The sequence below is a fragment of the Micromonospora sp. NPDC048894 genome (assembly GCF_040649765.1).
Taxonomy (GTDB): Bacteria; Actinomycetota; Actinomycetes; order Mycobacteriales; family Micromonosporaceae; genus Micromonospora; species Micromonospora antibiotica.
Window position 1 is genome coordinate 149,114 of the sequence record NZ_JBEZFY010000016.1, and the last position, 14,507, is coordinate 163,620.

At 75.1% G+C, this 14,507-nt stretch carries 12 protein-coding genes; 4 read left to right on the top strand and 8 right to left on the bottom strand.

Going from position 1 to position 14,507, the window contains the following annotated elements:
• The first annotated feature begins 38 nt into the window (after window positions 1-38).
• Together AB0C22_RS27170 and AB0C22_RS27175 are read left to right on the top strand one after the other, a co-directional pair.
• On the top strand, window positions 39-833 hold the full coding sequence (locus tag AB0C22_RS27170) for an SAM-dependent chlorinase/fluorinase (protein WP_357537814.1): 795 nt from the start codon (window positions 39-41) through the stop codon (window positions 831-833).
• 63 nt (window positions 834-896) lie between these two features.
• Window positions 897-1,118, top strand: coding sequence for a CPCC family cysteine-rich protein (locus AB0C22_RS27175; RefSeq protein WP_067302767.1), 222 nt, complete (start codon window positions 897-899; stop codon window positions 1,116-1,118).
• 56 nt (window positions 1,119-1,174) lie between these two features.
• Here the strand turns inward: AB0C22_RS27175 and AB0C22_RS27180 are convergent, their stop codons facing one another.
• Window positions 1,175-2,497, bottom strand: coding sequence for a hypothetical protein (locus AB0C22_RS27180; protein ID WP_357537817.1), 1,323 nt, complete (start codon window positions 2,495-2,497; stop codon window positions 1,175-1,177).
• A gap of 109 nt (window positions 2,498-2,606) precedes the next feature.
• Between AB0C22_RS27180 and AB0C22_RS27185 the strand changes: the two genes are divergently transcribed.
• Both AB0C22_RS27185 and AB0C22_RS27190 read left to right on the top strand, forming a co-directional pair.
• Window positions 2,607-3,428 carry a zinc finger domain-containing protein gene (locus AB0C22_RS27185; RefSeq protein WP_219468545.1) on the top strand — a complete coding sequence of 274 codons (822 nt, stop codon included), beginning with the start codon at window positions 2,607-2,609 and terminating at the stop codon, window positions 3,426-3,428.
• Between the two features lie 189 nt (window positions 3,429-3,617).
• Complete coding sequence (locus AB0C22_RS27190; protein WP_357537819.1) at window positions 3,618-7,214, top strand: hypothetical protein; 3,597 nt, start codon at window positions 3,618-3,620, stop codon at window positions 7,212-7,214.
• Window positions 7,215-7,370: 156 nt separating this feature from the next.
• On the opposite strand, the gene AB0C22_RS27195 is transcribed toward AB0C22_RS27190, so the two are convergent.
• The 7 genes from AB0C22_RS27195 to AB0C22_RS27225 form a co-directional block, all read right to left on the bottom strand.
• On the bottom strand, window positions 7,371-8,159 hold the full coding sequence (locus tag AB0C22_RS27195; protein ID WP_219468538.1) for a hypothetical protein: 789 nt from the start codon (window positions 8,157-8,159) through the stop codon (window positions 7,371-7,373).
• A 23-nt stretch (window positions 8,160-8,182) separates the two neighbouring features.
• Window positions 8,183-9,055 (bottom strand): PspA/IM30 family protein, encoded by an 873-nt coding sequence (locus AB0C22_RS27200; protein ID WP_208569340.1) that lies wholly within the window; start codon window positions 9,053-9,055, stop codon window positions 8,183-8,185.
• Between the two features lie 184 nt (window positions 9,056-9,239).
• Window positions 9,240-9,674, bottom strand: a complete 435-nt coding sequence (locus AB0C22_RS27205; protein WP_208569339.1) for a helix-turn-helix transcriptional regulator — start codon at window positions 9,672-9,674, stop codon at window positions 9,240-9,242.
• Between the two features lie 165 nt (window positions 9,675-9,839).
• Entirely contained in the window at window positions 9,840-10,415 is a 576-nt protein-coding gene (locus AB0C22_RS27210) for a CinA family protein (RefSeq protein WP_219468530.1), read from the bottom strand.
• Window positions 10,416-10,790: 375 nt separating this feature from the next.
• A complete protein-coding gene (locus AB0C22_RS27215) occupies window positions 10,791-11,456 on the bottom strand; it encodes a response regulator transcription factor (protein ID WP_219468528.1) in 666 nt (221 codons plus the stop codon).
• On the bottom strand, window positions 11,453-13,621 hold the full coding sequence (locus AB0C22_RS27220) for a histidine kinase (protein ID WP_357537822.1): 2,169 nt from the start codon (window positions 13,619-13,621) through the stop codon (window positions 11,453-11,455). Before AB0C22_RS27220 ends, AB0C22_RS27215 begins: the two co-directional genes overlap by 4 nt.
• Window positions 13,622-13,666: 45 nt before the next feature.
• Window positions 13,667-14,128, bottom strand: a complete 462-nt coding sequence (locus AB0C22_RS27225) for a hypothetical protein (RefSeq protein ID WP_219468526.1) — start codon at window positions 14,126-14,128, stop codon at window positions 13,667-13,669.
• Between the last annotated feature and the right edge of the window lie 379 nt (window positions 14,129-14,507).

The window sequence follows — 14,507 nt, forward strand, 5'->3', positions numbered from 1 at the left end:
GTCAGTGATAGTCGGCCCGCCGCACTAGCCTGCCGGGCATGGCCCCGTCCCCCTGGATCTCACTGACCACCGACTACGGGCTCACCGACGGGTTCGTGGCCGTCTGCCACGGGGTGATCGGCCGGATCGCCCCGACCGCCCGGGTGATCGACGTGACCCACCTGGTGCCGCCGGGGGACGTCCGGCGGGGTGCCGCGGTGCTCGCCCAGGCCGTGCCGCACCTGCCGTACGGGGTGCACGTGGCGGTGGTGGACCCGGGGGTCGGGACGTCCCGGCGGGCGGTGGCCCTGGTCACACCGGGCGGGTTGCTGGTCGGGCCGGACAACGGGGTGCTGCCGGCGGCGGCGCAGGCGTTGGGTGGGATCACCTCGGCGGTGCAGTTGACCGCGCCGGGGTGGCTGGCGGCGGAGGTGTCGGACACCTTCCACGGCCGGGACGTCTTCGCCCCGGTGGCGGCCCGGTTGGCTCTCGGTGGCCCGCCGGCCGACGCCGGGCCGCAGGTCGACCCGGCTTCCCTGGTGATCCTGCCCCCGCCGGTGCTGCGCCGGGAGGCCGACGGGTTCACCGCCGAGGTGCTCAGCGTGGACCACTTCGGCAACGTGCAGCTCGCCGCCGGGGCGGACCTGCTGGCGTCGTTGCCCGCGGCGGTGCAGGTCGACGGTCGACCGGCGGTCCGGGGGCGGACGTTCGGGGACGTGGCACCCGGTTCGCTGGTCGTGCTCGTCGACTCCGCCGGCCTGGTGGCGGTGGCCCGCAACGGGGGTCGGGCGGTGGACCTGCTCGGGGTGGCCCCGGGTGCCACGGTCACGGTGCGGGGGCGTATCAGGGGGTGAGCTGCGCTCCCTGGCCGACGTCCGGTGTGGAATGCTGCTGCGGTGGGTGAAGTGTGGGTTCCGGTGGGCTGTCCCTGTTGTGCGTCCCGGACGGGTGGGGGCACCTGTCCGGTCTGTTTCTGGACCGATGACGGCCAGGGTGACGCCGATGCCGACGTGGTGCGGGGCGGGGCGAACGGTGAGCTGAGTCTCACCCACGCCCGGCTGAACTTCGCGGTGTACGGCGCGAGTCACCCCCGTTACCAGGACATGGTCCGCCCGCCCCGCCCGGACGAGCGGCCCTGAGCCGACCCGCCCCCTGACCCGCCGGGTCGGGGAGGGTCCCGTCAGCGGTGCACCGGTCAGCAGGGTGACACGGTGCCGCCGTACACGGTGGACACGTAGGCGTGGCTGACGTACTGACCGCCGGCCAGCCGGTTCCACCGGTTGGTGGTCCGGTACGTCCCGGCGACCGTCTGCCCCTTGACGTAGCACTGGATCGGCACGTTGGCGTGCGTGGCGGCGAGCCCCCGGGTCGGGTACGAGGTGCCGGGGCCGGTGCGGATGTTGAGCGGCCCGGAGCCGATCACGCCGCGCGGCCCGGTGCCGGTCCACAGGTAGGTGACGTCGACCCAGGCGTTGTCGGTGAGCAGCAGGCCGTCCCAGAAGGTGCCGTCGGCGAGGTCGATGCCGGCCGGGTTGAGCACGGTACGGCCGAACTGGTCCTTGCCGCCGTTGTAGCCGTACTGGTAGGCGGCCTGTGCCTCGGGGCGGCCCTGCGGCAGGTCCTTCCAGTTCTCCCGGACGGCGGCGGGGTTCCAGTAGTCGTCCCGGGTGTTCCACGGGCCGACGTCCCACACCGGCGCGTACTCGCAGCGGCTGCCGCTGGTGGTGCAGACCCGCACGGTGTAGTCGCCGGTGTCGAGCGGGGAGAGCCCGCGCCGGGACGGCAGGGCGACGAAGTGGTCCCGGGGTTGGATGGTGCGACCGTTGGCGGTCACCCCGCCGACCTCGCCCTCCCGGGTGGCGAAGACCCGGTAGCTGCGTACGGCGGTGGGGGCGGGTTTCTGGACGGCGGCGGTGTCGGCGGTGAGCTGGACCGCGCGTACCGAGGCGGCGGCCTTCGCGTCGCGGGTGGTGAGCAGCACCCGGGTCTGGACCCGACTGACCGGCCGGTCGAAGGTGGCGGGGGCGGTGCCGGCCTCCCGCCACTCGGTCCAGCCGGTGGGCTGCCAGCCGCGCACCTGGACACCGACGGCTGTGCCGGTGGGGGCCTCGGCGGTGAGCGCGGCGTGGACCCGGTTGGCCGGGCCGGCGAGGGTATACGCGGGGGCGAGCAGCACCCCCTCGGCGACCGGCGCACCGAGGGCGGCGGGCCGGTTGTGTCGGGTCGGGCGGGGGTCGGCCAGGCGCAGCCGGCCGGCACCGAACCGGACGTTCACGTCGTCGCCGCCGACGACGGCGAGGTCGACGGACCATCGCTCACCGGTGGCCGCTCTGCCGCTCTGCCGCCCGGACCGCGACGGATCGGGCGCGGACCGGTCCAGACCCGACCGATCGGGCGCGGAGCGGCCGGGGACGTGTGGTGCGGCGTACGCGGTGGCCGGGGCGAGCGCGCCGACCAGGGTCACGGTCAGCAGACCGACCAACAGGGACGATGAGGCACCACGAGGGCCGAAAGCCATAATATTCTCCTCAGAACTCTCCAATAGTGCATTTTTTCGTAGATCGACAGGAAGCACGCTACAAATAGCGATACATGCGAATTCTGCTCGGACGAGGGAGAATGCTGGGGTGCCCGAAGGAGACACCGTCTGGAACACCGCCCGCGTCCTGCACCGGGCGCTCGCCGACACCAGGCTCACCAGTAGCGACTTCCGGGTGCCGACCCTCGCCACCACCAACCTGTCCGGCTGGACGGTGCGCGAGTCGGCCAGCCGGGGCAAACACCTGCTGCTCCGGCTGACCGCACCCCCACAGGCGGCCCCGACCACCGCCTGGACGCTCCACTCCCACCTGCGGATGGACGGCGCCTGGCGGGCGTACGCCCCGGGGGAACGGTGGACGGGCCGGCCTGCGCACCTGATCCGGGTGGTGCTGCACAGCCCGAAGGCGGTAGCGGTCGGTTACCACCTGCACGAGCTGGCCCTGCTGCCCACCGCCGACGAGGAGCGCCTGCTCGGGCACCTCGGCCCCGATCTGCTCGGCGACGACTGGGACCCGGCCGAGGCGGCCCGTCGGCTCGCCGCCGCGCCGGAGGTGACCATCGGGGAGGCGCTGCTGGACCAACGCAACCTGGCCGGGGTGGGCAACCTCTACAAGTGTGAGCTGCTGTTCCTGCGCGGGATCTCCCCCTGGACGCCGGTCGGCGCGGTGCCCGACCTGGCCGGCACGGTGACCCTGGCCCAGCGGTTGCTCGCCGCCAACCGGGGCCGGTGGACCCAGAGCACCACCGGCTCGCTGCGCCGGGGGCAGACCAGCTACGTCTATGGCCGGCGGGCCCAGCCGTGCCGCCGCTGCGGCACCGCCATCGCCAAGGAGGAGCTGGGCGAACGGGTCACCTACTGGTGCCCGACCTGCCAGCCGCCACCCGCACCGACCCCGGCGGCCGGCTGAGCGGGCGCGACCGACGCCGGGTCACCTCCCGCCTGGCGGGACGACCCGCAGACACGGACGAATGGGTAATTCCTATCCGGCCGCCGACGTCGCATGCTGCGGTGGAGTGCTCACCGTTCGTAACCACCGGACGCGACCGCCCACCACGCCGGGGTGTGGGGCGGCGGGTCCCCGTGCCCGGGGAGAGCCATGGCCCTGTTTCGCAGACTGCGACCACACTGGACGACCCGGGTCGTCCACACCGACCGGCCCACCGTGCCGGCGGCCCGCACCGGCGCAGCCGGTCCCACCCCGGCGAGCCTCGACCCGGCCGCCGTGCCGCACTGCTTCGGGCCGGTGCCGAACTTCGCCGGCAGCCCGCTGCCGGTACCCGACCCGCAGGGCCGGGCGGTCACCGGCACCGGGCTGCGCAAGTTCGTCGACGCACTCCCGGTGCCCGGCCCCGCCGGACGCACCGAGCTGGGTGGTCACCTGCCCGTCGCCACCCCGGACACGGTCAGCTGGCCGGGCTGCGACTACTACGAGATCGGGCTGTCCGAGTACACCCAACGGTTGCACCGGGACCTGCCCACCACCCGGCTGCGCGGCTACCGGCAGCTCAACCTGGGCACCGACCCGGACGGGCACAACACCGTCGCCCCGCCGGAGCGGCCCTACCACCTCGGGCCGTTGATCATGGCGCGGCGGGACCGCCCGGTACGGATCAAGTTCATCAACCAACTCCCCACCGGCCCGGCCGGGGACCTGTTCCTGCCGGTGGACACCAGCCTCCCGGGCGCCGGGGCGGGGCCGCTGGAGGGGCCGGCGCCCTACCCGCAGAACCGGGCCGTGTTGCAGTTGTCCGGCGCGCACACCGGCTGGATCAGCGCCGGCAACCCGTGGCAGTGGGTGACCCCGGCCGGGGAGATCACCCCGTACCCGACCGGGCCGGGCCTGACCCACGTGCCGGACATGCCGCCGCCCGGGGCGGGGGCCACCACGCTCTACTACCCGAACGCGCAGAGCGGCCGGCTGATGTGCCTGCAGGACAACACCCTCGGGTTGTCCCGGTTGACCGTCCTGTCCGGCCAGTTCGCCCTCTATCTGCTCACCGACCCGGTCGAGGACGAGTTGGTCGCCGACGGGGTGCTCCCCGCCGACCAGCTCCCCCTGGTGATCCAGGACCGCACCTTCGTCCCCGACGACGCCCAGCTCGCCGCCGAGGACCCCACCTGGGACCGGGACCGCTGGGGTACCCCGGGCAACCTGTGGCACCCGCACGTCTACCAGCCCCGGCAGGACCCGTACCGGGACTGCGGGCGCAACCCCACCGGGCGCTGGGACTACGGCCCGTGGCTGCCCGGCGCCGACGACCGGGACGCGCCCCGGGTCGGCCCGGTGGACAACCCGCACCACGATCCGGTGGCCGCCCCGCAGGAACCCCCGCAGGCCCCCGGGGTGCCGCACCCCAGCGCCGTGCCCGCGGCCTACGGGGACACCATGCTGGTCAACGGCGTCGCCTACCCCTACCTGCGGGTGCGGCCGACGGCGTACCGGTTCCGGATCGTCAACGGCTGCGCCGACCGGGCCCTCAACCTCCAGCTCTACCGGGCCCGCTCCGACGGGCCGATGTGGCGGGCCGACGGGAGCCTGGCCGACGCCGACGCCGGTGAGGTGCCGATGGTGGACGCCGTGCGTACCCCCGGCCGGCCGGCGGACTGGCCCACCGACGGCCGCGACGGCGGGGTGCCCGACCCGGCTGCCGCCGGCCCACCGATGATCCAGATCGGCAACGAGTGCGGGCTGCTCCCCGCCCCGGTGGTGGTGCCCAACCGCCCGGTCGGCTACCGCTACGACCGCCGCGACCCGACGGTGCTCAACGTGGACTCGGCCGCGCTGCTGCTCGCCCCCGGTGAACGGGCCGACGTGCTGGTCGACTTCTCCACCCTGCCGCCCGGGGCGACGGTGCTGCTCTACAACGACTGCCCGGCCCCGCTACCCGACGCCGACCCCCGCTACGACCGGCACACCGCCGCCGGGGACCACCGCGCCGAGGGCGGCGGCCCCACCACCCTGCCCGGGTACGGCCCGAACACCCGTACCGTGCTCCAGTTCCGGGTGACCGGCACCCCGACCCGCCGGTACGACCTGGACCGGCTCGCCGCCCGGCTGCCCGCCGCGTACGCGGCCAGCCAGCGCCCCCCGATCGTGCCGCAACGGGAGTACGACCGGGCGTTCGGCACCACCACGACCCCAGGGGTCGTCGCCCCCGCACACGCCACCTCGGCCACCTTCACCCCACCCGGCGCCGCCGCAGCGGTCACCCTGCCGATCCAGATGAAGACCGTCGGGACGGTCTTCGAGTCGGAGTACGGCCGACGCGCCGGCCGGCTCGGGGTGCCCCACCCGAAAGCCAGCCCGCTCGGCCCGGTGACCCTCCCGCTCGGCCCGACCGAACCGGCCACCGAGATCCTCGTCGCGGCCGACCCGACGGCCGGCGCGGACGAACCCGCCGACGGCATCCAGCTGTGGCGGATCAGCGGCACCGGCCGGCAGACCCATCCGGTCCGCTTCGACGGCTGCGACGTGCAGGTGGTCCACCGCATCGGCGGCGACGGCACGGTCCGCGCCCCGGACGGCGGTGAGCTGGGCTGGAAACAGATCGTCCGGATCAACCCGGCCGAGGACCTTGTGGTGGCCCTCCGGCCCGAGGTGCCGCCGCTGCCGTTCAAGGTCGCCGACAGCCGGCGGCTGCTCGACCCGACCCGACCGACCGGGGTACGCCTCGACGCCGTCGGTGTCAGCCCGTTCGACGGTCGTCCGGCGACGGTGGTCAACCATCCGGTGGACCTGGGGTGGGAGTTCCGCTGGGCCAGCGCCGCAGCGGGGTTGCGGGACCTGGGCATGAGCCGACCCCTGGTGCTGCGGGTCTCGCCCCGTGCGCCGACCGGGTTGACCGCGACGCCGTTGCCCGGTTCGGCGACCGCGCTCCCGGCGATCGCGCTGGCCTGGACGGGCAACGGCAGCCGGCCGGCCGCCACCAGCCACCTGCTGCAACGGGCCACCGACGCCACCTTCGGCACCGGGCTGACCACCATCACCGTGGCGGGTACGGCGACCCGCTACACCGACGCCACCATCACCCCGGGGGTCACGTACCACTACCGGATCCGGGCCGAGAACGCCGCCGGCTGCTCGGCCTGGTCGAACAGCAGCCCCGCGTCGGTACGCCTGCCCGCCCCGAGCGGACTGGCCGCGACGGTGCCGCCGGCCGCGCCCCTGCGGGTGGCGCTGCGGTGGGTGAACCGTTCCTTCGCCACCGGCCTCGACGTGCAGCGGGCCACCAACCCGACCTTCACCAGCGGTCCGGGCACCACCGCCGTGCCGGTGACCGACCGGCACCTCGATCCGGCGGTCGCCCCGGACACCACCTATTACTACCGGGTCCGGACCACCTACCTCGGTGCGGCGTCACCGTGGTCGACGGTGGCGACGGTGACCACCCCGGCGGTGCCGGAGACCCCGACCAGGGTCGCCGCGACGGTCGGCGTCCCCGCGCCGGACACGGCGACGGTGTCGTTGACCTGGTCGGCGAGCCTGCCGACGGGGCCGGGGGCGGGGTTCGTGGTGCAGCGCGCGGTGGATCCGCAGTTCGCCCGGGAGGTGGCCAGCTTCACCGTCACCGGCCGGAGCTTCACCAACACCGGTCTGGCCCGGGGCGTCACCTACCACTACCGGGTCCGCTCGTTCACCGTGGTGGGCAACTCCCCCTGGACCGGCCCGGTGTCCGTCCACACCCCCCGCTGAGAACGACCGCCGACTCCGGCGGGCGACCCGACGGACCGGCCGGGTGGGCAGGGCGACCCGGCCGGTCGGACGCTGCGGTCGGCTGCCCGCCCGGGCGGGCAGCCGGGCCCAGCCGGTGGTCGGCCAGCGGACGCCCCGGCCCAGCCGGTGGTCGGTTCAGCGGGTGGGGGTGCGCAGGGGTTCGCCGACGGTGCGTAGTTCGGCCAGGGCGGCGGCGACGCCGTGCAACAGATCGGTCGCCTCCATCAGCCGGGCGGCGGCCGGGTCGGCGACGACCTCCGGTTGGGCGTCCTCGGCGACGTAGCCGGCGGCGGCGGCGACCAGCCCCTCGTAGGCGGTCACCCCGTCGACCAACTGGTCCCGCAGGGCCCGGTGGGCCTCGGCGAGCCGGGGCCGGGCCTCGGGCGGGGCCAGCCGCAGGGCGCGTTCCACGCCGGCCGTCCGGTCGGCCAGGTCCCGCAGCGACCGGTCGGCGGCTGCCGCCTCCAGCACCGCCGGCTCCGCCAGGCCGGTGAGCCGGGGCGCGATCCCGGCCAGGGCGAGCGCGGCCCGGTCCAGCCGCGCCCAGGACTCGGCGGCGGAGGTGCCGCGCAACGCGAACCGGGAGCGGAACCGGCGGGCCTCGGCCAGCACACCGGGGCCGACCGGGAGGCGTTCGACGGCGGCGACCAGTCGGGCCCGGGACCGGGCGGCGGCCTCGGCCGGGTCGAGGGCGGGTGGGACCGGGCGGGCGGCGAACGCCCGCAGGTCGATCCAGCGCCAGGCGGCCAGCGCGACGGCGCTACCCGCGGCACCAGCCCAGGCCGCATCGGGCAACCCCAGTCCGGCGTACGGGGTCAGCACCGCCGCCGTGCCGGTGAGCCCACCGGCCAGGACGCTCCACCGGCGGGCGGAGCGCCGCAGCCGGCCCAGTCGACGGAAGTGTCGCGTTCGCTCGTCGGCCACCCGTACCTCCTCGTGCCGGCCGCTCAGCCGGCGGTGGTGTCCCCCACGCCGCGGTCGCGGCCCATGCTGGCCCGGATCTCGTCCAGCCGGGCAGCGGCGGCCGGGTCGGCCGTCGGGGCGGCCGGCTGGGCCTGCTGCTGCACCGCCGGCTGCTCCTGCCGGCCACCGAGCTGGTCACCGGCCATGCTGGCCCGGATCTGCTCCAGCCGGGAAGAACCGGCGCTGTCCAGGGTCGACTTCTGGATCTCCAACATCCGCCCCTCGACGGAGTTGCCGGCCAGCTCGGCACGGCCCATCGCGTTGGCGTAGCGGCGCTCGATGCGGTCGCGCACCTCGTCCAGCGAGGGGGTGTTGGTCGGCGCGGTCATCGAGGACATCGACTCCAGCGAACGGGCCACGCTCTCCTGCATCTTGGCCTGTTCGAGCTGGCTGAGCAGCTTGGTCCGTTCGGCGAGCTTCTGCTGGAGGATCATGGAGTTGTTCTCGACCGCGCGCCGGGCCTGGGCGGCGGCACCGAGCGCCTGGTCGTGCAGGGTCTTGAGGTCCTCGGTGGCCTGCTCGGCCGAGACCAGCTGGGTGGCGAGCACCTGGGCGGACTGCTCGTAGCGACCGGCCTCGACCTCGTCGCCCTTGGCCCGGGACTGGTCGGCGAGGACCAGTGCCTGCCGGGCGTTGCCCTGGAGCCGCTCGACCTCGGTCATCTGCCGGGAGAGCTTCATCTCCAGCTGCCGCTGGTTGCCGATCACCGCCGCCGCCTGCTGGACCAGCGCCTGGTGTTGACGCTGCGCGTCCTCGATGGCCTGCTGGATCTGCACCTTGGGATCGGCGTGCTCGTCGATCTTGGCACCGAAGAGCGCCATCAGGTACTTCCAGCCCTTGACGAACGGGTTCGCCATCTCCGCGGTATCCCCTCAGTAGCGTCGCTGCGCCCCGGCCACACCGGGGCCGGACGGGCCGCACGGAGCGCCCCATCGTCGCAGCCCGACGCCAACAGGGTCGTTCGGGCTGCGGGAGTGCTCCGGCGACCTGCGATCAACACTACGCGGCGTCGGCCACCCCGGCCACGGGACCGGACGGGGGTCAGGCGGCGCAGACCACGTCACGGTCGCTGGGACGGACCCGGGAGCTACGCAGGGTGGCCTTCAGCGGGGAGTCCTGGCGGACCGAGACGGCGACCGCGCCGTCGGTGGTCACCTGACGCACGCCCCGGCCGGTGGCCTTGCGCACACTCCCGGCGGCGGCCGGGTCGTCCTGCACCGGCATGAGCACGCCCGGCAACTGCTCGGCGAGCGCGACGGTGTCGCTCACCTCGCGCAACAACTCGGACAGGCGGGCACCGAGCGCGTCACAGATGGCGGCGAGCAGCTCGCTTGAGGGTTCCTTCTGGCCGCGCTCGATCTCGGACAGGTAACCGAGGCTGACGTTGGCGGCGGTGGAGACCTCGCGCAGGGTGCGGTGCTGACCCTGGCGGCGCGCCCGAAGTGCGTCACCGATCACCCGGCGTAGCAGGACCATCGCACCTCCCCCTGACGGGATTCACTCTCCGGGCGGATGGTCGCCCGCGCCGGACGCGGTGGACCGCGCCGCCGCCGACGCCGTACGCCGGAGCCTTCCCGCAACCGTACCCGTTGGTGGGCCCGGCGACATCCCACCCCGGCTGTCGGATCTGGACAAGGCTGGTCAGCGACGACCCGCACCGGCCGGGGGGACGGTGGCCGTCGGCCCGGTGCGCGGGCCCGGCCCGGCTTCCGGGAAGGCCCGGTGGATCCGCGCCGCCACCAGGCGTAACGCCTCGATCACCGTGGCCGCCCGGATGTGCTCCCGCCCCCCGTCGAGGTCCAGCCGACGGACCACCGGGCCACCCGGGCCGGCCACCGCGACATAGACCAGGCCGACCGGTCTGCCGTCCTGCGGCTCGGGACCGGCCACCCCGGTGGTGGCCAACCCCCAGTCGGTGGCGCAGCGCCGCCGACCCCCCTCGGCCAGGGCGATGGCCACGTCCGGATCGACCGGCCCGCGTTCGGCCAGCAACTCCTCGGGTACGTCGGCCAACTCCGCCTTCAACTGCGTGGCGTACGTCACCAGTCCACCCCGGTAGACGGCGCTGGCTCCGGCGACGTCCACGATCGCGGCGGCCAGCAGCCCGCCGGTCAGGGACTCGACGGTGGCCAGGGTCTGCTGCCGCTCACGCAGGCTGTGCACCACACCCGCCGCAGGGCTGCCCACCGGTTGCTCGTGCTTCGCATCGGTCCCCATGCCGTCCTCCTTCCCCGAGGTCATCCCGCTACTCATGCTCTCCCGCCTGATCATCGCTGCCGGTGCCGGTGCCGGTGCCCGTGCCGACGGCCCGCCTGGGTGGGCGGGTCGGCCGGGGCTGGCGGGGCAGCCGGACGGGCAGGTCCGCCGAGGCTGGCGGGTCCGCCGGGGTGGGCAGGTCCGCCGGGGTGGGCAGGCCAGCCGGGGCCGGCGGGTCAGCCGGAACCTGGCGGGTCACCCGGTGAGGCCGGCGGGTCAGCCGGAACCTGGCGGGTCACCCGGTGAGGCCGGCGGGCCACCCGGTGAGGCCGGCGGGCCACCCGGGATCGGGCAGGTCAGCCGGTGAGGCCGGCGGGCCACCCGGGACCGGGCAGGTCAGCCGGTGAGGCCGGCGTCCCGGGCCAGCAGGGCGGCCTGGACCCGGTCGGCGACGCCGAGCTTGGCGAAGACCGCCGAGAGCTGGTTGCGGACCGTCTTCTCGCTCAGCCCGAAGTGCCGGGCGATCCGGGCGTTGGTGTCACCGGCGGCCAGCCGGCGCAGGATGTCCCGTTCCCGGGGGGTGAGCCGGTCGAACGGGGGCGGCAGCTCGACCGGCTGGCGGCGCAGGCTGGTCAGCACCTGTGGGCCGATCCGGGGGCCGAGGACGAGCCCGCCGCCGGCCACCGTACGCAGCGCGTCGACGATCACGTCCGGGTCGGTGTCCTTGAGCACGTAACCCCGGGCACCGGCCCGCAGCGACCGGCTGACCACGTCCTCGTCGTCGGACATGGTCACCATCAGCACCCGGGTCTCCGGTCGGGCCTGCACGATCCGGCGGGTCGCCTCCACGCCGTCGCCGTCGGGCAGCGCCACGTCCATCGCGACCACCCCCACCGGCTCGGTCAGCGCGATGCTGACCGCCTCGGCACAGGTGGCCGCCTCCACGACGCCGTCGACCCAGGTCTCGCCCTCCAGCATGGTGCGCAGGCCACGGCGGACCACCGGGTGGTCGTCCACGACCAGCACCCGCACCGCCCCGCCACGAGCCCCGTCTCCCGTCACTGCCCTCCCCCTCCCGCCGAGCCTTCCTCCCCCCGACCCCCACCCGCCCCGCCCCGCTCCGGATCCGGCCCGCTCGCGGTGATCAAGAGGTTCGCGTCATCCTCCGGGCGAATTCTGACGCAAACCTCTTGATCACCGGGGGCAGGCGGGGTGGGGGCAGGCGGGGTGGGGGCGGGCGGGGCGGGGGCGGGTGGGGCGGGGGGTGGGAGGGGGAGGCGGACCCGGACCAGGGTGCCGTGCGGGGACCGGTCGACGAACTCGCAGTCGCCGCCCAGTTCGGCGGCCCGTTCCCGGATCGAGTCCAGGCCCACCCCGCCGGGGCGGCGGGCGACGATGCCGGTGCCGTCGTCGGACACCTCGACGACCAGCGCCCGGCCCCGGCGCACCACCACGTCGCAGCAGGTCGCCCCGGCGTGCCGGGCCGTGTTGGCCAGCGCCTCACCGACGATCCGGTACGCCGCCACCTCGACAGCGGCCGGCAACCGGTGCAGGGCGTCGGCGACACTCAGCCGGACCGTCAGCGTCGGACCGTCGAAGCGCTGGCACTCGGCCCGCAGCGCCGACTCCAACCCCCGGTCCAGGGCGGCCGGACGGAGCTGGTCGACCAGTTGGCGTACCTCGCTGGTGCAGGTGAGCAGGTCGTCGGCGAGCCCGTCGAGGATGCGGGTCAGCCGGTCCTGGTCGGCGGTGGCGAGTTTTCGGGCCGCGCGTACCTGCATGGACATGCCGGCGAAGGTCGGACCGAGGCCGTCGTGCAGGTCCCGACGCAGCCGACGGCGTTCCTCCTCCCGGGCCGTCACCAGGCGCTCCCGGGAGTCCCGCAGGTCACGGATCAGCCGGGCGGTCGCGGCGGCCACCGAGGCGTGCATCGCGACGTCACTGAGCAGCCGCCGCTCGACCGGGGTGAACCGGGTACCGGCTGCCCGGCGGGCCACCACCAGCCGCCCCACCCACTCCCCGTGGGTCACCATGTCGAAGCGTTCCAGGGCGGTGGTGGCCTGGCCGTGCGCGGCGTGCACCCGGCCGGGCCGCCCGTCGTCGGCGTGCTCCCCGCCGAGTTCCACCGCCACGTACGGCACCTGGAGCGAACGGGCGATGGTGCCGGTCAGCAGCGGCAGCACCGCCTCCGGCTGGACCGTCCGCTCCAGCAGGTCACCGAGGCGGGCCAGCACCGCGTACGGCTCGTCGCGGTCGCCGTAGAGCAGCCGGTTCACCCCACGCTGCACCCGGTGCCGCAGCGGCTCGAAGGTCACCGCGATCAGGCCGGTGGCCACCAGGGACGCGTTCGAGGTGTCCCCGCGCAGCACGAGGTCCCGCAGCAGCGCGACGACCCCGACGAAGGCGGCGATCACCAGCAGGCTCATCACCAGCCAGACCAGGGTCCGGTTGATCACCTGTTCCAGCCCGTAGAGCCGGTGACGCAGCACCGCCAGGGTCATCGCGCCCGGGATCGCGATCACCATCAGCACCCACGCGCCGGAGAGGTTGAGCCAGTCCAGCAGGAAGCCGAGCAGGAACAGCGCACCGGCGGCCAGCAGGCAGGCCAACTGCTGACGGGCCTCGCCGACGGCCCGCCGCCAGCGCCGGGCGAGCCCCACCAGCACGGCGGCCACCAGCAGCAACTCGACCGCGACGGTCAGCAGGGCGACCCGGACCAGCAGCCGCGCGGTCGGGTCGGCGGCCGTCGTGGCGGACAGCAGCAGGCCCCGGGGGTCGCTGGTGGCGGCCACCGCCAGCGCCACGGCCACCACCACCGTGGTGACCACCAGCCCGACCGCGACCGGCCGGAATCCCCGGCCCGGCAGCCGGCCGTCCGGGAAGACCAGCAGGGCCAGGAAGATCAGGCCGTACGGCGGCCACCAGAGCCACTGCCCCAGCCAGGCCAGCGGGGTGACAGCGGGCCAGCTCAACGCCAGCACCGCCGCCCCGGCGACGAGTCCGGCGGCAAGCATCAGCCGGCCCACCGGGTGACCGGGCAGCCCGGCGAGCACCAACCCGCCGAGCGCGGTGAACGCGACCGCGATTGTGCCGGTCAGCGCCGCCGGCCCGAGCGCCGCCGGCTGCGGATACCACCACTGCCCGGCCAGGACGAGCCCGGCGACGACCAGGCCCGCCCCGGCCAGGACCCGGCGGGACGGGGACAGCGCGGCGATCGGCGACGGCACGGCAGGCCCTCCGGGGGTTGGTCGTCGGTGGTGGGATCGGGTGGGTCAGTCGGCCCAACCGGCGGCGTGCATGGCGTTGTGCAGCCAGTTGCCGGAGTCGTGTTCGAGGTGTTCCGGCAGGGCCCCGATGATCTCGGACAGGTCCGGGTCGTCGAGGCGGGGCAGCTCGGACAGCGCCCGCTCCAGCGAGATCCGGGAGCGGACGAGCACGTCCGGGTGGTCGTGGACGTACTGCGTCACGTGCGCGACCACCGTGGCCAACCGGTTCCGGACGGCCTCCGGCTCCGCCGGGCCGGTGCCGGCCTGCAACTCCTCCAGCCGCCAGTCGGCGGAGAAGACCGGGTGCAGCCGTCGGCCGGTGACGTCGAAGAACTCGACCGCCCCGGCGAGCTTCTCGCCGAGGTCGGCGGTCGACAGCAGGTCGGCCAGGTTCTGGTAGACGTGGCAGAACGTGTCGTTGGTGGCGATCAACAGGATCCGTCGGTCGTCGCCAGCGCTCAGCGTCATGATCACTCCTTGGATGCCGGTGCGTGGACGGCGGGGCGGGTCTCCCGGCACCCGCCCCGCCGCAGCGTAGGTGGTCGACCGTCCACAGTGGCACCGCCGGGTGGACCGGCGGTCGTCGGTGAACGGTCGAACCATCGTCATCCAGGGGTCGTGGCGGGCGGGGCGGGGGGGGCGTGGGGGGGGGGCGGGGGCCCCGCCGCGGGGCCCCCCCCCCCCCCCCCCCCCCCCCGCCCGCCCCACCGGCGGGCGCCGGCCGCCGCGGCCGCGGCGCGGCTCGCCCGCGCCCACGCCGCCGGGGACGCCCGTCGGGTCACGGCGGCCGAGCAGGCGCTCGCCACCAAGCGGCAGTTCCTCCAGCTCGCCGAGCAGGCCGGCTGAC